Annotated in this window: 19 protein-coding genes; 9 read left to right on the top strand and 10 right to left on the bottom strand. The window is 67.3% G+C overall.

Annotation, left to right across the window (positions count from 1 at the left end; translation table 11 throughout):
* Window positions 1-419 precede the first annotated feature (419 nt).
* Entirely contained in the window at window positions 420-1,298 is an 879-nt protein-coding gene (htpX, locus tag HALKA_RS0107055) for a zinc metalloprotease HtpX (protein WP_018257320.1), read from the bottom strand.
* Window positions 1,299-1,445: 147 nt separating this feature from the next.
* On the opposite strand from htpX, the gene HALKA_RS0107050 reads away from it, so the two are divergent.
* The 5 genes from HALKA_RS0107050 to HALKA_RS0107025 all read left to right on the top strand — a co-directional run bounded on the left by HALKA_RS0107050 (window position 1,446) and on the right by HALKA_RS0107025 (window position 6,590).
* Window positions 1,446-1,952, top strand: coding sequence for a TspO/MBR family protein (locus HALKA_RS0107050; RefSeq protein ID WP_018257319.1), 507 nt, complete (start codon window positions 1,446-1,448; stop codon window positions 1,950-1,952).
* 60 nt (window positions 1,953-2,012) lie between these two features.
* A complete protein-coding gene (locus HALKA_RS0107045) occupies window positions 2,013-3,128 on the top strand; it encodes a 60S ribosomal export protein NMD3 (RefSeq protein WP_018257318.1) in 1,116 nt (371 codons plus the stop codon).
* 290 nt (window positions 3,129-3,418) lie between these two features.
* Window positions 3,419-4,507: a class I SAM-dependent methyltransferase gene (locus HALKA_RS0107040; protein WP_018257317.1), complete on the top strand. Its 1,089-nt coding sequence runs from the start codon at window positions 3,419-3,421 to the stop codon at window positions 4,505-4,507.
* A 100-nt stretch (window positions 4,508-4,607) separates the two neighbouring features.
* Complete coding sequence (locus HALKA_RS0107035; protein ID WP_018257316.1) at window positions 4,608-5,489, top strand: hypothetical protein; 882 nt, start codon at window positions 4,608-4,610, stop codon at window positions 5,487-5,489.
* Between the two features lie 207 nt (window positions 5,490-5,696).
* Window positions 5,697-6,590: a hypothetical protein gene (locus tag HALKA_RS0107025; RefSeq protein ID WP_018257315.1), complete on the top strand. Its 894-nt coding sequence runs from the start codon at window positions 5,697-5,699 to the stop codon at window positions 6,588-6,590.
* 18 nt (window positions 6,591-6,608) lie between these two features.
* Here the strand turns inward: HALKA_RS0107025 and HALKA_RS0107020 are convergent, their stop codons facing one another.
* A complete protein-coding gene (locus HALKA_RS0107020) occupies window positions 6,609-8,363 on the bottom strand; it encodes a helicase C-terminal domain-containing protein (RefSeq protein WP_018257314.1) in 1,755 nt (584 codons plus the stop codon).
* Window positions 8,364-8,459: 96 nt separating this feature from the next.
* Here HALKA_RS0107020 and HALKA_RS0107015 point away from each other — a divergent pair, with 96 nt between their 5' ends.
* Complete coding sequence (locus HALKA_RS0107015) at window positions 8,460-9,701, top strand: type IV pilin N-terminal domain-containing protein (RefSeq protein ID WP_018257313.1); 1,242 nt, start codon at window positions 8,460-8,462, stop codon at window positions 9,699-9,701.
* Window positions 9,702-9,705: 4 nt separating this feature from the next.
* Here HALKA_RS0107015 and HALKA_RS0107010 read toward each other — a convergent pair whose 3' ends face one another.
* On the bottom strand, window positions 9,706-9,906 hold the full coding sequence (locus tag HALKA_RS0107010) for a DUF7561 family protein (RefSeq protein WP_015762177.1): 201 nt from the start codon (window positions 9,904-9,906) through the stop codon (window positions 9,706-9,708).
* Between the two features lie 101 nt (window positions 9,907-10,007).
* Here HALKA_RS0107010 and twy1 point away from each other — a divergent pair, with 101 nt between their 5' ends.
* Window positions 10,008-10,985: a 4-demethylwyosine synthase TYW1 gene (twy1, locus tag HALKA_RS0107005; protein ID WP_018257312.1), complete on the top strand. Its 978-nt coding sequence runs from the start codon at window positions 10,008-10,010 to the stop codon at window positions 10,983-10,985.
* Window positions 10,986-10,995: 10 nt separating this feature from the next.
* Here twy1 and HALKA_RS0107000 read toward each other — a convergent pair whose 3' ends face one another.
* A complete protein-coding gene (locus HALKA_RS0107000; RefSeq protein ID WP_018257311.1) occupies window positions 10,996-12,243 on the bottom strand; it encodes a hypothetical protein in 1,248 nt (415 codons plus the stop codon).
* Between the two features lie 92 nt (window positions 12,244-12,335).
* Entirely contained in the window at window positions 12,336-13,595 is a 1,260-nt protein-coding gene (locus HALKA_RS0106995; protein WP_018257310.1) for a PH domain-containing protein, read from the bottom strand.
* Between the two features lie 176 nt (window positions 13,596-13,771).
* Between HALKA_RS0106995 and sufU the strand changes: the two genes are divergently transcribed.
* On the top strand, window positions 13,772-14,224 hold the full coding sequence (sufU, locus tag HALKA_RS0106990) for a Fe-S cluster assembly sulfur transfer protein SufU (RefSeq protein ID WP_018257309.1): 453 nt from the start codon (window positions 13,772-13,774) through the stop codon (window positions 14,222-14,224).
* A 296-nt stretch (window positions 14,225-14,520) separates the two neighbouring features.
* Here the strand turns inward: sufU and HALKA_RS0106985 are convergent, their stop codons facing one another.
* The 5 genes from HALKA_RS0106985 to HALKA_RS0106965 form a co-directional block, all read right to left on the bottom strand.
* Window positions 14,521-16,539, bottom strand: coding sequence for a heme-binding protein (locus HALKA_RS0106985; RefSeq protein ID WP_018257308.1), 2,019 nt, complete (start codon window positions 16,537-16,539; stop codon window positions 14,521-14,523).
* A gap of 85 nt (window positions 16,540-16,624) precedes the next feature.
* A complete protein-coding gene (locus HALKA_RS0106980; RefSeq protein WP_018257307.1) occupies window positions 16,625-17,077 on the bottom strand; it encodes an HTH domain-containing protein in 453 nt (150 codons plus the stop codon).
* 117 nt (window positions 17,078-17,194) lie between these two features.
* Entirely contained in the window at window positions 17,195-18,217 is a 1,023-nt protein-coding gene (locus HALKA_RS0106975) for an AAA family ATPase (protein WP_018257306.1), read from the bottom strand.
* A gap of 171 nt (window positions 18,218-18,388) precedes the next feature.
* On the bottom strand, window positions 18,389-18,709 hold the full coding sequence (locus tag HALKA_RS0106970; protein ID WP_015762214.1) for a DUF5783 family protein: 321 nt from the start codon (window positions 18,707-18,709) through the stop codon (window positions 18,389-18,391).
* A gap of 127 nt (window positions 18,710-18,836) precedes the next feature.
* The gene (locus HALKA_RS0106965) at window positions 18,837-19,517 is read right to left on the bottom strand and encodes a DUF502 domain-containing protein (protein WP_018257305.1); all 681 of its coding nucleotides are present in this window, start codon (window positions 19,515-19,517) and stop codon (window positions 18,837-18,839) included.
* Between the two features lie 270 nt (window positions 19,518-19,787).
* Here HALKA_RS0106965 and HALKA_RS19305 point away from each other — a divergent pair, with 270 nt between their 5' ends.
* Window positions 19,788-20,807 (top strand): zinc metalloprotease, encoded by a 1,020-nt coding sequence (locus HALKA_RS19305; RefSeq protein ID WP_018257304.1) that lies wholly within the window; start codon window positions 19,788-19,790, stop codon window positions 20,805-20,807.
* The last annotated feature ends 56 nt before the right edge of the window (window positions 20,808-20,863 follow it).

Raw genomic sequence — 20,863 nt, 5'->3', positions numbered from 1 at the left:
CAATAATGGTGGCGATGGGGACCGTCGCCGGTTCCGTCTCGCCCCCGTTCGTCACGGGAGAACGGTCCGTACCGTCGACACGGACGCCCACGCCACGTCACACCACGACGATCGGCACAGAGACGAAACAGTTCGCGTATGGTTCTGTGTTTCTGACTGTCTCCGAACAGTAGCGCGTCAGTAGATCCTCGCTCGCTCAGACTGTGGCATATCGAAACGCAAGAGGATCAGATACAGTATTTTAGGGAGGATTTCGTTCGGAGTCTGTCGTCACGCTTCGAGAGCACGCCGTTCTCTTCTCGCGGACCGAGAACGTCGAAGCGGTCCCACAGACGAACTTGCTCGGCGCTCTCAGATTTCGGTGTGTACTCTGTCCGATCTCTAATTACGAGAACTCGACAGTTATGTGGAAGTGATAGTTACCGCTGTTCCAGCTCCCGCTCCAGGTCCTGTAGACGATTGATCCGCTGTTCCGTCGAGGGGTGCGTGCTGAACAGCTTCCCGACGAAGCCGGACTTGATCGGGATGATGAAGAAGGCGTTCATCTCGGCCTGATCGCGCATGTCCTCTTTGGGGACCTTGTCCATTCGGCCGTCGATCTTCATCAGCGCCGTCGCGAGCGCCGAGGGGTTACCGGTGATCGACGCGCCGCCGCGATCGGCGGCGTACTCCCGGTAGCGGCTCAGCGCTCGGATGAGGAGGAACGAGACGATCCACACCACGAGCGAGACGAGGATCGCGACCAGTACCGGCGCGCCGCCGTTGCCCCCGCGGTCCCGACCGCCCGAAAACAGCCAGCCCCACCGCACGACGAGGAAGGCGATCGTCGAGAGGAACGAGGCGATGGTCATTACCATCACGTCGCGGTTCTTGATGTGGGCCAGCTCGTGGGCCAGGACCCCCTCCAGTTCCTCCTGATCCAGCGTCTCCATGATACCTGTCGTCACGCAGACAGCCGAACTCTTCTTCGAGCGGCCGGTCGCGAAGGCGTTGGGGACCCGAGAGTCCGCGACGGCGACTGTCGGCTTCGGGAGGTCGGCCTGCTGGGAGAGGCGCTCGATCGAGCGATGGAGCTCCGGGTACTCGTCGGGTTCGACCTCGCGGGCACCCATCGAGTACAGCGCCAGTTTGTCGCTGAAGAAGAACTGTCCCACCAGGAACACGCCCATCCCCAGGATCGCGATACCGAAGAAGCGAGTCTGGGTCATCACCGCGACGAAGACGATGTACAGCGCGAACAGTAAGAACATCGTCAGGATCATGCGAGCGCGGAGACCCCAGTCTGTTTGCCACTCCATACCCGTGCTACGAGGCTGACGACTAAAAGGGTTGTTCGACGGAGTGCGAGTTGTTCTCAGCGCCGTCTCCCGGTTTCTGGCACGCAACGGCACCGGCAGAGCCGATTCGACCACAACTGGTTTGTTCCTGTTGGCTGTGTTATCTGTATGTCGCTCACCGACGCTGCTCCCGATCGGTTCGATCGTCGCGATCTCCTCTGGGCACTGGCGGCCGTCGTCCTCGTCAACGTCGTCGGCGGCGTCCCGGCCGTGCTCGGTGGTCCGGGGTCGGCGTGGTTCGATGGACTCGTCGAGCCCGCGATCTATCCGCCGGGCTGGGCCTTCGGCGTCGTCTGGACGCTGCTCTTTACCCTGCTGGGCGTCGCGGTCTACCTGGTCGCCAGCGAGGGACTGGACGAGCGTCGCGTCCGGGTCGCGCTGGGGCTGTTTGCCCTCCAGTTCGCGTTCAACGTCGCCTGGACGCCGGTCTTTTTCGCGCTCCAGCGACCGCTGGCCGCGCTCGGGGTGATCGTCGCGCTGGCGGTCCTGATCGTCTCGACGATCTGGGCCTTCGATCGCGTCGACCGCCGGGCGGCGGCGCTGCTAGTCCCCTATCTCGTCTGGGTCCTGTTCGCTGCGCTGTTGAACTACCGGTTCTGGGTCCTGAACGCCTGAGGATTCGGTCCCGACCCCGGAACGCACGACTTAACCGCGACAGCCACCAACGGCGTCGCAATGAGTCGATCCGGAGCCTTCTGCCCGCGCTGTGGCGACGAGATCTCGGACCACGAGCGCGAGCGCCCGAGCGTCGCGGGCCAGCACGACCCCGACAGCGTGCTCTGTGACGCCTGCTACTTCGAGGAGTTCGATCTCGTCGACGCGCCGGACCGCATCGAGGTCCGGGTCTGTGCCCAGTGTGGTGCCGTCCACCGGGGCAACCGCTGGGTCGACGTGGGTGCCGAGGACTACACCGACATCGCCGTCGACGAGGTCAGCGAGGCCCTGGGCGTCCACGTCGACGCCCAGTCGGTCGCCTGGCAGGTCGCGCCCGAACAGGTCGACAAGAACACGATCCGGATGCACGCGGAGTTCTCCGGGGTCATCCGGGAGACGCCGGTCACCGAGGACGTGGTCGTCCCGGTCAAGATCAGCCGCCAGACCTGCACGCGCTGTGGCAAGATCGCGGGCGGTTCGTACGCCTCGACGGTACAGGTGCGGGCCGACGAGCGCACGCCGACCGGCGAGGAGGCCGACCGCGCCAAGGAGATCGCCCACGAGGTCGTCGACGAGATGGAGGCCACGGGCGACCGGGACGCCTTCGTCACCGAAATTTCCGAGCCCGAAGAGGGCGTCAACATCAAGGTCTCGACCAACAAGATCGGGATGAAAGTCGCCCGCCAGATCACGACTGAGCTGGGCGGGACGTTCACCGACAACGAGACGCTGGTCACCGAGGATTCGGACGGTAACGAGGTGTATCGGGTCACGTACGCGATCCGGCTGCCGCGCTATCGCCCCGGCGAGGTGATCGATCCGGCGGACGGCGACGGTCCGGTGTTGGTCCGCTCGGTGCAGGGCAACCTCAAAGGGACGCGCCTCGCGACGGGCGACCCCTTCGAAGCGTCCTTCGAGGACGAAAACGCCCCCGACGCCCGTCGCCTGGGGACCGACGCCGACGCCGAACGGACCACCCTCGTCGCCGTCGAGGACGAGCGTGCGGTTCAGGTACTCGACCCCGAGACCTACGAGGCGAAGACGATCCCCCGGCCCGACTACCTCGACACCGACGCCGACGAGGTGGCGGTCCTCAAACACCGCGAGGGGCTGCACGTCGTGCCCGACGGGAGCTGACGAGAGAGTCGCGTCCCCCGCCTGCTGTTGTCGTCCAGACGGGAGACACTTATCGGCAGACGCTGGCCCCGTTCGCACGGGTGCAACGCCGCCAGTTCCTCGCCGTGACCGGCCTGACGCTTCTCGGTGGCACCACCGGCTGCGTGGGCCAGCTCTCCACTCCGCTCGCGCCGACGAGGCACGCTGGCGGCGGTAGCTCGACACGTTCATGTCGAACATGTCTCGGAAAGAGCGGCGGCCGAACGGTCGACACGAAACGGGTTTCAGTTCCGGCCGCCTGACACCCACCGATGAGCGCAGACGATCGTCTGGCCGTCGTCGTCGCCCAGGACCGCACCCAGACCGTCATCGACCGGTTGCAGGGACTGGACGCGTACGACGACAGCCGGTCCGTCCAGCCGTGGGACGACGACAGCGTCGCCGTCCCGGTGACCAGTGTCCCCGCCGACCTCGCCGTTCGAGACGTGGTCCGTCAGGTCGGCGAGCCGAGGCTCCGCGATCTGGACGACTACCTCCGTGAACGGGGGTGGACCGACGCGGAGATCGACCTGGCACCCGCTTCCTGGGCCGTCGTCGGCAGCGTCGTCCTCGTGGACGTCGGCGACGCGCCACGACCCGAGGAGGTCGGCGCGGCGCTCTTACGGCTCCACGGCGAGGCCGACACCGTCCTCTCGCGGGGACCGATCACCGGCGAACACCGCGAGCCCGCGGTCGAGGTCATCGCCGGCACCGGCGACACCGAGACGGTCCACCGCGAGCACGGGACCGCCTACGCGCTGGACCTCGCCGAGGTGATGTTCTCGCCGGGCAACAAGGCCGAGCGGAGCCACATGGGCGCGGTCGTCCGCGAGGCCCGCGAGGGCGAGCGCAGCGAGCCCTCGGAAACGGGAGCGGGAGCAGCGCGACACGCGACCGGCGAACGCGAGCGGGTGCTCGACATGTTCGCCGGCATCGGCTACTTCACGCTCCCGATGGCCCGCGCCGGGGCGACGGTCACTGCCGTCGAGCGCAACCCCGCTTCCTTCCGGTACCTGATCGAGAACGTCCAGCTCAACGAGGTCGCCGACCGGGTCCAGCCCTACCGGGCCGACTGCCGGGACGTGACTCCGGACCTCGCCGCCGACCCGGTCGACCGGATCGTGATGGGCTACTACGAGGCCCACGAGTATCTCGACGCCGCACTGCCGGCGCTGGCTCCCGGCGGGGTCGTCCACATGCACGAGGCGACGCCCGACGGACTGGTCTTCGAGCGACCGATCGAGCGGATCGAGGCCGCGGCCGCCGACGCGGGCCGGGGCGTCGAGATCCTCGACACTCGCCGGGTCAAAAGCTACAGCGAGGGCGTCGCACACGTCGTCGTCGACGCTCGGATCGAGTGATTGTGTCTGCGTCCGCTGGCGGTCGCGACCGGGTCCCAGCGGTGACTGCCGCCCGCCCGTCTCCGGAACCTATTCGTCGCTGGTCTCGGATCGGACACGTATGCGCCGTCGCTCGTTCCTCGCGACCACGACGACCCTCGCCCTCCCGCTGGCCGGTTGTATGCGCCCGGACTACGGTTCACTGACGATGACGTCGATAGCGTCCGACGCGGCGATCGCTCGACGCCACGCCGAAGACCTCGACGCTCTCCCGCCGGACTCGCGTGCCCTCGTCAGAGACGCTATCGACGGCGAGACGCCAGCCAGAGCAGACACCGGTCCCCCGTTCGACGCCGACCGGCCGTTCGAAGACGACGGCGCGTACTACGACATCGGGTACGAAGTCGTCGAGCGCCGCGCTGGCACCCAGTACGATCTCCGGATCGACTACGATCCCGTCGCGGAGCCGTCGTCGGTCGTCGCGTACGCCGATCTCCCGGCCGTCGACAGGCGCGCCCTCTCTCGGCTCTTGCCGCCGCCCGAAGATCCCCCGACCGGCAGGGGTTTCGACGTAGACGTTGCCGACACGTACCTCGACGACACCGCGAGCGTCCTCGTCCCGGAGCCGGAGTACGAGGCGGTCTCCTACGACGGCACGGCCTACCGGGTCGGCGTCGGCGGGAGCCGGGAGATCGAAGTCGACCGATACCAGTACAGCGCCGAGCGGATCGCCGACAGCCCGGCGGCGTTGGGCCGTCAGCTGCGCGAGCGGTACCTGTTCACGCTCAGCGGACTCCCAGAGGCCGAACGAGAGATCGTCCTGGAAGCCGCCGCAGAGGGCTACTACCCCGACAGCCCGAGCCGGGCGTTCCGATCGCTGACCGAACGGCTCGGCGCACACGAGCCGGTCCGTTCGACGGCCGGCACCGGCCACTGGCTGGTCCGGTACGACGGTCGGGTGTACTGGGCGGAACTGTCGACACCGGGGGAGACGACGCCGTAGCACCTCGAAACGCCTATCCGTCCTCACTGGCAACGCGTGGGTATGGATCGACAGCAACTCCTCGCGATCGTCCTCGTCTTGCTCATGGTGGGCTCGTCGGCCGCCTACGCACTCTCGATGTTCTGATCGGGCCGGCCGTTCAGTCGCCGCGTCGACTGTCGCTGGCGTATCACAAACTATTCACTACACCCTACAGTTCTCCGACGTATGCGCCGCCGAACATTCCTCGCGACCGCAGCGACCGCCGTTGCCCTCCCCCTCGCAGGCTGTGGCCACCCCTACGACGGTTCGCTCTCGATGCGCGAACTGACGAGCGACAGCGCTATCGCCGAGCGATACGCCGGTGAGACGGAGGGGCTACCGCCCGAACGGACGGCACTGATCGACGCCGCCATCGTCGGTGAGAAACCGACACGAGAGGGGCGATATCCGCCCTACGAGCGAGATCGCCCCATCGAACACGAGGGCGCGTACTACCGGATCACGCACGAGGTCGTCGACAGCCGTACGGAGACCCGATACACGGTCGATATCGACTACGATCCGGACACGACGCCGTCGTCGGTGATCGCCTACGAGGACCTCCCCGACGCCGACGAGACGGCGCTGGGCGAGTTGATCCCGCCGATGGAGGACTATCCCGATAACGACGGGTTCGATGTCGGTCGCACACACCGGTATGACGACGTTTCCGAGAGCGTCCTGGCCTCCGCTCCCGCCTACGAGGGGATCTCTCACGACGGGTCGACGTACCGCGTCAGGGTGGCCGACAACGGCGAGGTGACGATTGAGACCTACGAGTACAGCGCCGAGCAGGTCGCCGAGAGCGCCGCCGACCTGGGCGCGCAACTGCGCGAGCAGTACCTGTTTGCCCTCTCGGGGCTCTCCGAGGCCGAGCGCGAGATCGTCGCCGAGGCGATCGACGGGAGCTACTTCCCTGACGGCGGCGAGGTGCCCGACGCGTTTCGGTCACTGGCCGATCGCTTCCGCGATCGGGCGGGTATCGACACCACTGAACACGGCGGGACGTGGCTGGCTCGCTACGAGGGCACCGTCTACTGGACTGACCTGCAGTACCCACCGGAGGTGGACTCTCAGTAGGATCGACGACCGTCCGTCTCACTCCGTGTCCCACACGTCGGCCATCGGACTCGTTCCGGAGGAGCGCCGCCGGGACCGCGAACGGGACCGCCCGCTATCGGCTCCGTCGTCGGTCGAACCACCGGAGCTGCCGCCACCGAGCGCGCTCGCGGGGTCGAACGCGGGCAGCTCCGGCGGGCCCATCTGATCGACCTGATCGGCGAACCAGTCGGGCATGTCGACGCGGGCCCGTTCGAACAGGTCCAGCAGCGACGAGTCCGCGAGATAGGTCGCGCCGTGGTCGTCCGGGGCACGGACGACGCGGCCACAGGCCTGAATGACCGTCCGCAGCGCCGTGCGGTAGTACCAGGCCCACTGGCCGTCCTCCAGGCGCTGGGCGACCCGCGAGTCGCGGGTGTTGGGATACGGTGCCTTGCAGATCACCTGCCAGCGGCAGAGATCGCCCTCCAGGTCCAGCGCCTCCTCCATCTTCACCGAGAGGAACACGTCCGGGTCGTCGCTGCGCTTCCAGGCGGTGAGTTGCCCGTCGCGGTCCTCGCTGTCGTGGCTCCGCAGGCGCGATCCGACGCCGAAGTCGACCAGTAGTTCGTCCAGTTGCTCGGCGATCGCGTAGGAGTGACAGTGGATCAGACCCTTCTCGTCGGGGTGGTGTTGCATCGCCCGCACGACGATACGGGCGATCTCGGGCAGCGTCTCCTCGCGGTGTTCGTAGGTCATCTTCCCCCGGGTCACGTCGTACAGCGGCCGGTGTTCGACGGGGAAGGTGTGGTCCACGTCCACGAGCGCGACGTTGTCCGGGTCGAGCCCGACGTTGGCACAGAACGCCTCCTTGTTGAGGATCGTCGCCGACAGCAGGGCGTGGCGGTGGCCCCGATCCCAGACCGTGTGGTTGAGGTACTTCTCCGGGTCCAGCGGTTTGATCGTCACGCTCCCGCCCTCGCCCTCGGGCTGGTCGACGACCCACGTCGTCACGCTCTCGGGATCGCGGTAGTCCTCGACGAACCACGAGAGGTCCTGCCGGAGTTTGTTCAGTCGATCGCGCTCTGCGACCGCCTCGGGCGTCAGCTCCTCTTGCTGGCGCAGTTCCTGCACCCGGCGCTCGCCCACGTCGGCAAGTCGCTGCGCGTAGCCCGCGGCGTCTTCCAGATCGTCGACCGCCTGGGGCCTGGTGTCCTCCCAGACCGGCACCGTCTCGGGACCGAGCTCGATCGTCGCGTACATCTCCGCCCAGTCGCCCAGCCCGTGGGCCTCGTCGATCACGACCACGTCGCGCGGGCCGAACACGTCCGAACCGGCCGTCTGCATGAAGTAGGCAAGCGTCATCGCCGCGACCGGCCGGTTCGAGGCGATCGCCCGGTCGGAGAAGTACGGACAGCGGTGTTTCACCTGACAGTCGAACTTCCGCTCGCGGGCACAGGGTGCCTGATCGACCGGCGTGTCGGTCTCGCCCGGCAGGATGCAGTCGTAGTTGTTCTTCCCGCGGATCACTTCGAGATCCGAGAGCAGCGGGTCCTCGGCCACGTCGTCGAGCTGTGAGACCTGCGGGGTCGTGTAGTAGGCGTCGATGACCTCCTCGGCCCCGGCCTCTCCCGCCGTCCGGGCACAGCCGGCGATGGCACGCGCGAGCAGGGACTTGCCGCTCCCGGTCGGCGCACGCACCAGCACCACGTCGTTGCCGGCCGCGAAGGCGTCGCGGACGTCCGCGAGCGCCTGGCGCTGGTTCCCCCGGTATTCCGGGGCCGGAAACTCGTCGAAGATACGGGCGGGATCCACGAGGGATGGCAACCGTGCGTCGCTCGTAAAACTGCCGGTCAGCGCAGCGCCGTCGAGACGAACAAGTATTTGCCGTCCCAGAGGGTGGGCCACTGTATGGATCAGACACGCCGCGCCCTCCTCCGCGCGGTCCCGCTGAGTGTGACGGCCGGGCTCGCCGGCTGTTCGGCCCTCTCTGGCGACGGCGAACCGGCGACGGACACGGCGACCGACACCCCGACCCCCGAGCCGGTCCTCGACGGCGACTCGTCGGCCACGGAGTGGCTGTTCCCGCCGTCGGCGCTGGAACGGGACAACTACCCGTTCGTCTCGCTGCACCCGTCGGCGATGCTCGAATACGCCGACGCGCTGCCCGAGGCACGCGTCAGCAACCTCCAGTCCGATATCGGGCTGAGCGGCTTCGACACGATCGGCTCGCTCGACGGCCTCTACCAGTTCGGGCAGGGGGTCGCCGTCTACGACGGTCCGTTCGACCGCGATCCCCTCGTCGCGGAACTGACCGAAGCGGGCTTCGAGGAGATCGGCTCCACTCACGGCTTCGACCGATACACGCCCGACGACGAGCGGCTGGTCGCCGTCGGCGAGAGCGACGTGTTGCTCGTCGACCTCCGCGGTGGCGACCTCTCCGTGACCGCCGACAGCGTCGCCGGAGCGGCCCTGGACGCGGTGACCGGTGAGGGCGACCGCTACCAGGACGCCAGCGACGACTGTGCGACGCTGCTCGACGCGCTCGGGACGGGTCACGTCCGCACCGGCCGGGTCGGGTCGACGGCACTCGACGGCGACGGCGGCGTCGCTCAGGGCGCTCGCTGGCGAGTGGACAGCGAGACGACGGCCGTCACCGCCGCGACGGTCTTCGAGAGCGCGGACGCGACGGACGAAGACGCCGTGGCGTCCTGGGCCGCCGCGTCGGGCCCCTTCGGTGAGACCGCGCCAGCGACCGCGAGTGACGGCCGGGTCGTCTCGGCGACGGCCGACGTTCCGACCGGCGAGTTGGGGCCGTTCGAACTCTCGTCGTCGCCCGACGCGGCACCGCAGGTCGCGCTGGACTTCGACTACGACGCCGACGCGGGGACGGTCACCGTCACTCACAACGGCGGCGACAGCGTCCCGGCCACGCGGCTCGAACTCCGGGGCGACGGCTTCGCCGAGCGCGACAGCGCCGACCAGAGCGAGTCCGGACTGTGGGACGGCGAGACCAGCGGTGACGACGAGACGGTCGTCGCCGGTGACAGCGTCGTCGTCGGTGTCTCGCCGTCGTACCGTCTGTTCGTCCTGTACTCGCCCGAGTCCGGCCGCGGCGTGACGCTTGGCTCGTCGAGCGGTCCCGAGGCCTGACTGCTCAGAGCGCCGCCACGTCGTCAGCGGTCACGTCCTCGTCGGGGAGCCGGTCGATACAGTCGAAACAGAGGAAGTGCTCGGTGTCGTCGACGAGTTCCAGCGTGATGCCGCCGGTCGGGGTGTGCTCCTGGGTCCAGATGTTGGCGATGCCACCGGCGATGGTCACTTCGACGCCACAGCCGTCACAGGGCTGGGTTGTCATAGCTCCCCTTCGGCCGGGAGAGTGGAAAACGCGTCGGTGACGCCGCCTCGAACGGCTGTGGACGGAAGGATGTTTCAGGCTCCCGGCCTATCGGCTCTACAATGAGCGAATCGGACGGGCCAAAACAGGTCGACGACCCGGACTACCACAGCGAGAACCACACGGCCGCCCAGACGTGTGGCTGGACCGCCAACGCCCTGCGTGGCGAGGGCAAGTGTTACAAGTACATCTTCTACGGCATCGAGTCCCACCGCTGCATCCAGATGACCCCCGTCGTCAAGTGCAACGAGCGGTGTGTCTTCTGCTGGCGCGACCACGCGGGCCACGCCTACGAACTGGGCGACGTGGAGTGGGACGATCCGTCGGCGGTCGCCGACGCCTCGCTGGAACTCCAGAAGAAGCTCCTCTCGGGCTTCGGCGGCAACGACAAGGTCCCGCGCGAGCGCTTCGAGGAGGCGATGGAGCCCCGTCACGTCGCCATCTCGCTGGACGGCGAGCCGTCGCTGTACCCCTACCTGCCCGAACTCATCGAGGAGTTCCACGACCGGGACATCACCACCTTCCTGGTCTCGAACGGGACCAACCCCGACGTGCTTGACCGCTGTGACCCCACACAGCTGTACGTCTCCGTCGACGCGCCGGACCGCAAGACCTTCGACGACACCGTCAAGGCCGTCGAGGACAGCGCCTGGGACTCGCTGATCGACACGCTCGACGTGCTGGCCGACAAAGACGACACCCGCACCGTGATCCGGACGACGCTCGTCAAGGGCCACAACATGCACCACCCCGCCTGGTACGCCGCGATGTGCCAGCGCGCCGACGCGGACTACGTCGAGATGAAGGCCTACATGCACGTCGGCCACTCCCGCGGGCGACTCGACCGAGAGTCGATGCCCAGCCACGACGAAGTGCGGGCGTTCACCGAGGAGGTCGGCCAGTTCCTCCCCGAGCACGACACGATGAAGGAAGTCGAGGAGTCCCACGTCACGTTGCTGGCCCGCGAACAGGAGACCTGGGTGCCGAAACTGGAGAAGAGCAGCGAGTTCTGGGAGCGCGATCCGGTCGTGAGTTACTGATACTGTCCGGTCAGTCCTCGCCGCCCCACTGCCACTGAGCGCGTTCGGCCTTCGTTTCGAGCGCATCGATCCTGTCCGCGAAGCTGTCGCCGGCCTCTGGGTGTACGTCCGAGAGCTGTTCGGCCCGGCGGAGGCGTTCGAGCGCTCGCTCGTAGTAGTCGACGGCGTCCGCGTGTCCCTCGCCCCGTTCGTCGCCCTGGGCCGCCAGTTCGGCGGCCGCCGTCGAGAGCGCGCCGACGCAGCGATCGACCACCCAGACCAGCTGGAACCGAACCATCTCCTCGGTCACGCCCGCGGCGGCCGTCCACCCGGCGGCGGCGATGGCCCTGTACCGGTCGAGCGCGTCCTCCCAGGCGTCGACCCGCTCCGGGGCCGTCGCCGCATCGAGCGCGTCCTGACAGCGCTGCGCTGCGCGCTCCAGAAACGTCGCAGCGAGTTCGTCGTGCGTCTCACGGAGCGCTTCGAAGCGGTCCTCGACGGCGTCGTCGATCTCGCTGGCCCCGTCGAGTGACTCGCCGGCCGCGACCAGTGTCTCGAAGGCGGTCTCGTAGTCGCCGTCCTCGTGGGCGCTGCGAGCCGCTTCGAGTCGCGTCTCGACCTCGTCGGCCGTCGCCACCGCACAGAGCCGGTCCAGCTCGTCTTCGACGGGCTCGATCTGTGCCCGCATCGCCGCCGTCGGCGCGTCGTCCTCCTGGGTCGCACAGTGGTAGGCCTTCGAGAGCCGGGCGCGCGCGTGCTGTCGGTGCCGGTCGACGGTTTCCGACGCCTCGATCGCCTCGCGCAGCGCGTCGAGCCCGGCCCGCGCGTCGTCGAGTGCCGTCGACAGCTCGGACCAGCACGAGCCGACGCGGTCGACGTACGCCTCGGCGGCCGCGGCCTGCTCGGCGTCGATCGGGTGAAAGACGACGGACTCCGCCGGAGTCCGGGCGGTCAGTGTCGTCCGTAGCAGCCCGTCGTCGAACGTCGACTGTGTGACCCCACCCAGGGCGAGGGTCACCATCGCCGTCGTCGGCTCGTCGCCCAGCAGCGCGTACAGCCGGTGGTCCGTCACGACCACGTACGCACCGTGGCCGTCGTCGGGCTCGATGCTCGTCGTTTGCCCGTCGACCGTGTGTTCGATCGCGCTGGTGCTTGCCAGGACGTACTGTGTGGTTTCCTCGTCCCCGAGGAGCGATTCGAGCGGCCCGGTACCGAGCTCCGCGATCGTCGGTTCCCCCCGGACGGTCTCCCTCGAAAGTTCGCTGATTCGGTCGAGCATTGAGTGGCCCCCGAAGTGCAATCCCGTTGCTGTCCGATTATAACTATCGATGCGGTAGGTAAAATTCAGGATATTGTACCGACAACGATGGGCTACTCGGTCCCGCCCCACTGCCACGCTCCGAGCTCGATCTTCTCTTCGATGCCGTCGAGTCGCTCCGTCGAGACCGGCGCGGTCGCGTACGTGTGCTGGCTCGCGAGCTCTCGTGCGCGGGTGAGCTGTCGTTTGGCTCGTTCGTAGCGGTCGGTCGCCTCGTCGCTGTCGTCGATCTCGTCGCCCTCGACTTCGAGCGCGTCGCCGTAGTCGATGTGGGCGTCGATCAGGCGCTGGGTCACCCACGCAAGCTGGAATTCGAGGGCCTCGGCGCTGACGCTCGCCTCGCCGTCCCAGTCCGCAGAGAGCGCGGCCCGGTAGCGCTGGCGTGCCTCCCGCCAGGCGTCGACCGCGTCCGCGGGATCGTCCGTCGACTGCCCGCGGTGGCAGGCCGCCGTCGCGTCCTCGAAGGTCATCTGTACGAGCTCGTCGTAGGTCGATCCCAGTTCGTTGATCGCGTCGAGGACCCCGCCGTCGGTGACGGCCTTGCGCCCGTCGGCGATCGTCGAGTGAGCGCGAGCGAGCGTTCCGAAAGCCGTCTCGTGGTCGCCCTCGACCTTGGCCTGGCGGGCCTCGGCCAGCAGCGACTCGATTTGCTCGGTGTCGATGGCCACACAGAGCTGGTCGAGTCGGTTCTCGACGGGTTCGATCAGCTCGGTCATGCGCTCCGTGGGCGCGTCGTCGTCGTGGGTGGCGGCGTGGTGGGCGTTCGAGATGTAGGATCTGGCACCCTGGACGAGCCGCGAGGTCTCCTCGCCGCTGGCGAGTCGCTGTTCGATCTCCTCGATCGTGTTCCGTGCGTCCGTCAGAGCGGCGTCGAACTCCCCCCAGGCGGTGGCCATCCGTTCGATGTAGTCGGTGACCGTCGCCCCCTGATCGGCGTCTGTGGGCGTGAACCGGACGGAGCCGTCGGCGATCTTGACCAGTATCGTCGCGTTGAGCAGTCCGCTGTTGAACTCCGCACTCGTGATCTCCGCGTGGGGGAAGGTTACCTCGGCCGTCTCCGGATCGTCGCCGAGCACGAAGTAGACGCGACGGTCCGTGACCACCATGTACGCCGTGTGGCCGCCGCTCGGCTCGATCGACGTCGAGCGTCCGTTGGTCGTGTGATCGAGCCCACCGTTCCCGGCGACGACGTGTTGCAGTGTCTCCCCCTCTCCCAGCAGCGACGCCAGCGGCCCACCATCGAGTTCGTCGGCCGACGGAGTCTCACCGTTCGACAGCGACTTATTCGACAGTTCACTGATTCGATCGAACATCGAAGTCCCTTGAGAACTATTAACAACGCTGTTGCAATTATACTCTTCGGTGATCGTCCGTGAACGTCTGTCGCCGTGTCGACAGATCCGACGGCTTCGCCGGACGATCTGGGAGGGTCGGGACTGTGGCGGCCCCGGAACCCTTTTGCCCGGGACTCCCCTACTCGCCTCCAACAATGGGTCTTGGCGGCTCCGATATGTACCGACAGCAGATCCTCGATCACTACAAGAGTCCTCGCAACTACGGGGAGATCGAGGAGCCAACGTTCACCCACGTCGGCGAGAACCCGATGTGTGGCGACACCATCGAGATGGACGTCGTCCTCGACGACGCCGAGGAGACGATCGAGCGAGTTGCCTTCCGAGGCGACGGCTGTGCCATCTCCCAGGCTTCGGCCTCGATGCTCTCCGAACAGCTCCACGGTATGTCCATCGAGGAACTCGACGAGATGGACCGCGACGACGTCGTCGACATGCTCGGCGTCGATATCTCCCCGATGCGGGTCAAATGCGCCGTGCTGGCCGAGAAGGTCGCACAGGACGGCGCGGACATCTACTTCGGCGAACTCGACGTGGAAACGACCAGAACCGAAGAGGACGACGCCGACGTGCCCGACGACGCCCAGTAGCACCCGACTTTTCGCTCGCCTCGCTACCGGTAGCTCACTTCGCTCTCTTCGACGAACACCGGGACGTGGCGGGTGTGTTCTCGCCCGTCGCTCAAAACGCCGTTAGAGCGACGAGACTCCAAGAGCGACCACTCGTGTCACTCGTGGCCGTTCTCAGGCGAGAAAGACGTGCCGAGGACGGTCTGCGAGCACCGTTCGGCCCCGACTCCACCTTTTTTGTCGTCGGGTCACTTACGTGACCACTCCTCGAAAAACGTGGGCGAAAAAGCGGCCACTCGTGTCACTCGTGGCCGTTCTCAGGCGAGAAAGACGTGCCGAGGACGGTCTGCGAGCACCGTTCGGCCCCACTGGACGGTCTCGGCGAACTCGTCCGACCGGAAGAACGCCATCGCGTCTTCCTTGCCGTCCCACTGGCTCGCGATGAACATGTCGTTCTCGTCGTCGCGGTTCGCCAGCAGCGTCGTCTCTCGGTGGCCGTCCATCTCGTCGAGTAGCTCGCCGACCTCGTCGAAGGTCTCGACGAACTCCTCGCGGTGGTCCGGCTCGACGGTGTAGAACATCCCCATCGTGCCGAAGCCGTCGCCCTCGTCGGGACGGCCGACGATCTCCGGGAGGTCGGTGAGGAAGCCACTCGCCGTGTCGGCGGCGCTCTGGGTCTCCCAGAGGCTGACGACGGCCGCTCGGGGCTGGTCGGCGTCCGCCGTCGCGGCGTCGAGGGGCTCGCCGGCCTCGTAGACCGCAGTACCCTCGTGTGTGTCGTAGTGATCGAAGCTCTCCGTGAGCTCGGCCACTTCGGTAGACAGCGTCTCGGGGTCGGCCTCGGAGTACAGCACCAGCGCGAACACGTCCTCTCCGTTCGGCTGTCCGGCGTAGACGTTCGCGTCGGCAAGTTGCTGCTGGATCTCCTCGCTGGAGTTCGCCGTCGTCGGCTCGGGCTCGTCGGCGGCTCCCTCGCCGAGGTGGCCCCCGTAGGTGTCGCTGACCCCGGACACGTCGCCCAGGAACCCGGCGGCGGTCTCGGCGGCTTCCCGTGCGGTCCAGATGCTCACGACGGCCGCCCGGCCGCTCTGGGCGCGCACGGTCGTCGCGACGTGGCGGTCGTAGTGGTCGAAGCTCTCCCGGAGATCTGCGACTTCGTCGGCCAGTGCCTCGGCGTCGCTCTCCGAGTAGAACAGCAGTCCGTAGTCGCCAGCGTCGTAGTCCTCGCCCTCGGACAGCCCCATCGTGGCGAGGCGCTGCGCGAGGTCGTCGGTCTCCTCGTAGGACGCGTCACCGGGGTCTGGACGGCCGCCGCCAGCGGGGTGGCCGTCGCCGCTCTCGCTGGCCTCGTCGGCTTCCCCGTCTCGGCTGGCCATGTCGCCGCCGTCGTGGGGGTGGTCGCCCTCGGCGGAACTGCCCGGATGGACGCCGCCGTGACTGCCCGCGTCGCCGGACTGGCCGGCCGTCGCGGTCTCGCGGGTACCGGGATGGGCTCCGTCGGTGGGCTGGGTGCGTCCGTCGGTCGTCGCTCCCGATGCGTTCGTGTCTTCGGTCGGGACGCGCTGGCCGTTCATCACCGCCGGCAGGTCCGACGGCGCGAAGCGGCGACCGACGTAGAAGCGCCCGAAGTCGGCGAACTTCGAGGTCGAGGGATCGAAGCGCATCTGAGTCAGCAGGTCCTTGACGTGGGTCATGTCGTCGCTCCAGAGCGTGATCCCCCACTCGTGGTCGTCGAAGCCGATCGAGCCGGCGATCATCTGCTCGACCTTGCCGCCGTACTGACGGCCGATGTCGCCGTGCCGTTTGATGTGTTCGGCCCGCTCGGCGAAGGGCAGGTCGTACCAGTTCTGGTCCGGCTCGCGACGCTTGCTCATCGGGTAGAAGCAGACGAACTCCTCGTCGGGGACGTCGGGGTGCAGACGGGCCTGGATGTACTGTGCCAGCCCGGAGTCGTCGTCGACCTCGCCATCGAAGTACTCGCGGGCCTTCTCGGTGTAGCCCGAGGCCTCCGTCACGGAGACGTAGGAGGTGGCCTGCTCGGTGTAGCGGGCGAACTCGGTCTGCTCGAACTGCCGCTCGGCGGCGTCCAGGTCGGCCATCGTCGGCCGCAGGTGCAGGATCATGAGATCGGCCTTGTCGCCCAGCACGGTGTAGACCGCCGACTGCCCCTCTGAACTGTCCTCGACGGCCTCGAAGTACTCCAGATAGTCGATCCCGTCGGTCAGCGCTCGGTCGCGGTCCCGTTCGGGGGCCGCCCGCCAGGCGTCCCAGTCGACGTGGCGCAGGTCGTGCAACACGTACCAGCCCTCTTCGGTCTGTGGCGGCTCTCGTTTCATGACCGTAGCTACTGCTTCGATCCTAAGGAAGCTTCCCATGTCGAGCCACGGGTGGCCGATACCGGCCGCCGCCGTGGCCCGCTATTTAGAGGTTCGAGACGCCCTCGCCGGACTCGATCCGGTCGAGTGCGTCCTCGACGCGGTGGTGGGTCTGGCCGTCACAGGCCGGATAGATCCCCGCGACTTCGCCGTCCTCGCGCACGACCAGACAGATCACCGGGAGGTAGAGCACGTCCGAGTCCGCGGTCTCGTGGCCCGTCGCGCGATGGAAGGCGGGCTGCAACGAGATCGACGTTCCATCGGCGGCGTCGAGCAGTTCCTCGACGATTATCGGACAGGAAGATCTCTCGCTGTCGTCTGTCCCCGGCGTACAGACGCGCGTGCTCCACCACTCGCGGGTCACCTCCTCGACGAGCCCTCGGTCGGACAGCGCTTCCAGCCGTGCGACCACCTCCCGTTGGCGTTGCTGGGCCGCGTCCGGCGCGAACCGTCGCATGCAGAGCTGGACGGTGCTGGCACCGGCTGACATCTGGCTCATATCACCGGATACTACTAATACTCAGATGAAAAGTGTTGCTGATAGTGTAAAACTTCGGTTGCTTTTGGGTGCACGATACACGCCGATGGGTTCGGTCTCCCGGCGGGCCACCGCCGCTCACCCCTCTGTCTGTGTCAGTTCGCCGATCTCGGCCAGCAGATGCGAGACGTGGATCCGGTCGCTCGTCCCCTCGACGAGGTCGGCGTCGATCCGGCCGGCGATCCGATGGATCTCGGCGACGCGATCGCCCGAGTAGCGAGCCCGAACGACCGCGAGTACGTCTTCGAGCACGTCCCCGCCGCTGTGGCCCTCGTCGACGAGCAGATCGTCGAGGGTCGCACGCGCGTCGGTGAATTCGCCGGCCTCGGCGGCCGCGATCATCGACTCGACCTGGTCGTCGGCCTCGACGGCGTTGAGGGCCTCGTAGGCGGTGTTCATGGTGATCTCGCCCGCCTGTTCGTCGGTTGTCTGGGCGGCCAGCACCGCCTGGCGGAGGTCGCCGTCGGCGTAGCCCGCGACGTACTCCAGGCCGTCCGCGTCGTAGTCGACGCCCTCCCTCTCGACGACTCGTTCGAGCGCGCCGACGGTCTCCTCGTGGGTCGGCGCACGCATCACGATCGGGAAACACCGCGAGCGGATCGGCGGAATGAGCTGGGAGGGCTGGCGCGTCGCGATCACGAACTGCGTCGCCTCGTAGTACTGCTCCATCACGCGACGCAGCGCCTGCTGGAAGTCCTTTCGCATCCCTTCGGCGTTGTCCAGCAGGATCGTCTTGTACGAGCCCGACATCGGCGTGTAGCTCGCCGACTCCTTGAGGACGTGGTTGATCAGGTCCGCCTTCGAGGAGTCACGTCGGCGCTTCGAGTCGATAAACGACGAGAACCGGGGGTCGTTGGCGACTTCCTTCTTGCTCAGATCGAACACGTCGGCGACGTTGATCTCGACGAGGTCGGCGTCGGGGTTCTCGTGGGTCTCCTCGGCCAGCGCCCGCACGGCCGCGGTCTTGCCCGCCCCGATCGGTCCGTGAACGAGGAGGTTCATCGGCTCCTCGATCGCGCCCTGGAGGTGCTCGCGAGCCTGTGGCTGGGGGATGTCTGCGAGCGATGGGGCGTGTTTCTCGGTCCACAGCGGTGCGTCCATCGAATCGTCGTTGGCCAGCGACGGGTATGGATTTTCCGGATGCGCGCGAGGGGCGTGACGAACGGAGTGAGTCACGGCCCTCGGAAGCGGCGAGCGGGAGTGTCACCGCCCGCTCTCCCGCGGGTCGCCCTCCGCTCGCGTTTTCGAGACCGCACTTCGGTCGGCGTCTCGCTACTCCTCGAATCCGAAGATCGTCCGATGCTGGGACTCCAGTTCCTCGACGTAGCGCTCCAGGACGGTCTCCAGCTTCTCGTCGTCGACGACGATCGCGGTCAGGCGTTCGGTCGGGTCCTCCGGGAGGTCGATCCCGAACTCGCCGTCACCTTCGTAGACCGGTTCGGACTCGTTGAGGATCTGCTGGTCGATGGCGTGGATCAGCTCCGAGTCGTAGCGGTCGTTCATCACCTCGAAGGCCTGCTTGTAGGCCTTCTGTAGCTCTGTGAAGTAGTGTTCGTACTTGTCCTCGAACTTTTCGGGATCGAACGCGGTCATACCCGGAGCAAGCCGCCGACGCTACTAGTCGGCATCGAAACGCGTGCCGAAACGGCCACACTGCACCAGCCAGCGATCGGTCACGAGATCGAGCCTCTCCCGGCTCACGTGTCCGTGGTTGCAGTTCTCATCTGGTGTTCGTGTCACGCTGGCCGACGACGGGGTCGTCGTTCGGCGTCGCCGGAACCGACTTCGGCTCGCCGTCTTCGGTGACGCCGGTCGTCACGGGCAGGCCCAGCCCGGCCTTGACGCTCATGTCCGTCTCGTGGAGATCGCTCTCGGGGACGAGCGCGAGACGCCCGCCGGTGGGATTCGGGCTGTTCGGGAAGTAGACGTTGTACACCGATTTCCCGCCGAAGGCGTCTACGTCGACCGGGCTGTCGCCGGTGACGAGACCGATCGAGTAGATCCCCTCGCGGGGGTACTCCACGAGGACGACGCTCTCGTAGGCCTCGTCGCGGTCGACGAGCGAGTTGGCGACCTGCCGGACGCTGGTGTAGATCGTGTTCACGAGCGGCACGACGTTGACGATCCGCCCCACGTTGCCGAACAGCTGTCGACCGACGTTGCGCTGTGCGAGCGAGCCGAGCACGACCACCGCGACGAGGACGGCACCGATCGCGACGAACTGGGCCAGCAGCTGGTCGTCGCCGGTGTAGCTCGCCAGTCGCGTACTGGCGACGATCGGTTCCACGAGCTGGAGCGTCCAGTTGGCGAGTGTCCGTATTACGTAGACGGTCACGACCAGCGGCGCGAGGAGGATCAGGCCGGCGACGAAACTGCGCCGCAACCGCTCACTCAGGCTCATACTGTGTGATTTACGACACCCGGGAAAAAAGTAGCGCCACTCGCCGCGCCGTGCCCACCCGCTCGGGACGCTCGGAGCGATGCAGTATCAGCTCCGATAATTCGATGGCGTGTCTTATGTCCCGGTAGTCTCCTCCTCCTATTCGTATGCATATCGCTCTGTCGGCCCGCTCACTCGCTTGGGCGGCGACAGGACCCGTTCGCCGTCGGTGGTCGAACCACGCCGTCTCGGGCACCAGTATCGGTTCTGATAGCCACCTGGGGGAGAGCGATGGCTAGCCGGCCACGAGGCGGTCGCGGTCGACTCGCCGCGCCCGTCGACGCCGTGAGCGTGGGTCCGATCCACGTCGTCACCGCCCTGCTGGTCGTCGCAGCGGTCGCCAGCGGCACACTGGCGGTGTCGGTCAGCGACGACGAGACGCAGGTCCGCCCTGCCGGCGGCGCGACAGTGGCCGAGCGGCTGGTCGACGCCGACGACGCCGAAACCGACGGAGCCGCGATTCGACGACAGCGCGTCGGCGGTACCACCGAGCCCGACGGTTCGACCGCGTCGGTGAACGCGACGGACACCGACGCCGACGGGCTGATCGACGAGCGGGAACGCAGCTTGGGAGCGGACCCGACAGATCCCGACACGGACGGTGACGGTATCCCGGACGGTGCCGAGGTCGACGACCCGCTGTACCCCGACGCCGACCCGCTCGAACACGACATCTACGTCGAGGTCGACGCGACCGGCGAGAATCGGTTGAGCGAGGCCGCCGTCGACCTGATCGAGCGGACGTTCGCGGACGCCCCAGTCGAGAACCCGAGCGGTGAGTCGGGGATCGATATACACGTCCTCGTCGACGACCGGGGGCTCGAAAGCAACGCCACCGTCTACTCTACCGACAGGCCCGGACCGCGCGACGACATGTACGACTTCCGCGAGGACCACTTCGACGCCAGCGGCTCGGCGTACTACTACGTCGTCCTGGCCGACGACGTGGCCTACGACGGACAGCCCCGCTACGTCGGTGCCGGCCGCCCCGGCATCGTCGCGATGCAGACCTTCGACGCGCCGAAACTCACCGCGTCGCTGTTCATGCACGAACTGGGACACGCCTTCGGCCTCGACGGCCGAGCCGAAGGCGTCGACAGCAAGACGTACTCCACCGAGGAGTACGACAGCGTCATGAACTACAACGGGCTGTACGACCAGCTCGCCTACTCGAACGGCACCGACGACCTTGGCCGGGACGAGTGGCAGTACGTCGCCCGAGAGCGCCACCAGCCCGGTGACGACGGCTGACGCCGCCCTCGGGTCGGCGGCCGCCGCCTTCGCCCACGGATCGCGTCATCTCGCCC

It is taken from the genome of Halomicrobium katesii DSM 19301 (genome assembly GCF_000379085.1).
Taxonomy (GTDB): domain Archaea; phylum Halobacteriota; class Halobacteria; order Halobacteriales; family Haloarculaceae; genus Halomicrobium; species Halomicrobium katesii.
This window is presented reverse-complemented; position numbering and strand designations above follow the sequence as displayed.

Coding starts and splice junctions, on each gene's coding strand:
- htpX (WP_018257320.1), bottom strand. CDS start 1,298: ATGGAGTGGCAAACAGACTGGGGTCTCCGCGCTCGCATGATCCTGACG.
- HALKA_RS0107050 (WP_018257319.1), top strand. CDS start 1,446: ATGTCGCTCACCGACGCTGCTCCCGATCGGTTCGATCGTCGCGATCTC.
- HALKA_RS0107045 (WP_018257318.1), top strand. CDS start 2,013: ATGAGTCGATCCGGAGCCTTCTGCCCGCGCTGTGGCGACGAGATCTCG.
- HALKA_RS0107040 (WP_018257317.1), top strand. CDS start 3,419: ATGAGCGCAGACGATCGTCTGGCCGTCGTCGTCGCCCAGGACCGCACC.
- HALKA_RS0107035 (WP_018257316.1), top strand. CDS start 4,608: ATGCGCCGTCGCTCGTTCCTCGCGACCACGACGACCCTCGCCCTCCCG.
- HALKA_RS0107025 (WP_018257315.1), top strand. CDS start 5,697: ATGCGCCGCCGAACATTCCTCGCGACCGCAGCGACCGCCGTTGCCCTC.
- HALKA_RS0107015 (WP_018257313.1), top strand. CDS start 8,460: ATGGATCAGACACGCCGCGCCCTCCTCCGCGCGGTCCCGCTGAGTGTG.
- HALKA_RS0107010 (WP_015762177.1), bottom strand. CDS start 9,906: ATGACAACCCAGCCCTGTGACGGCTGTGGCGTCGAAGTGACCATCGCC.
- twy1 (WP_018257312.1), top strand. CDS start 10,008: ATGAGCGAATCGGACGGGCCAAAACAGGTCGACGACCCGGACTACCAC.
- HALKA_RS0107000 (WP_018257311.1), bottom strand. CDS start 12,243: ATGCTCGACCGAATCAGCGAACTTTCGAGGGAGACCGTCCGGGGGGAA.
- HALKA_RS0106995 (WP_018257310.1), bottom strand. CDS start 13,595: ATGTTCGATCGAATCAGTGAACTGTCGAATAAGTCGCTGTCGAACGGT.
- sufU (WP_018257309.1), top strand. CDS start 13,772: ATGGGTCTTGGCGGCTCCGATATGTACCGACAGCAGATCCTCGATCAC.
- HALKA_RS0106985 (WP_018257308.1), bottom strand. CDS start 16,539: ATGAAACGAGAGCCGCCACAGACCGAAGAGGGCTGGTACGTGTTGCAC.
- HALKA_RS0106980 (WP_018257307.1), bottom strand. CDS start 17,077: ATGAGCCAGATGTCAGCCGGTGCCAGCACCGTCCAGCTCTGCATGCGA.
- HALKA_RS0106975 (WP_018257306.1), bottom strand. CDS start 18,217: ATGGACGCACCGCTGTGGACCGAGAAACACGCCCCATCGCTCGCAGAC.
- HALKA_RS0106970 (WP_015762214.1), bottom strand. CDS start 18,709: ATGACCGCGTTCGATCCCGAAAAGTTCGAGGACAAGTACGAACACTAC.
- HALKA_RS0106965 (WP_018257305.1), bottom strand. CDS start 19,517: ATGAGCCTGAGTGAGCGGTTGCGGCGCAGTTTCGTCGCCGGCCTGATC.
- HALKA_RS19305 (WP_018257304.1), top strand. CDS start 19,788: ATGGCTAGCCGGCCACGAGGCGGTCGCGGTCGACTCGCCGCGCCCGTC.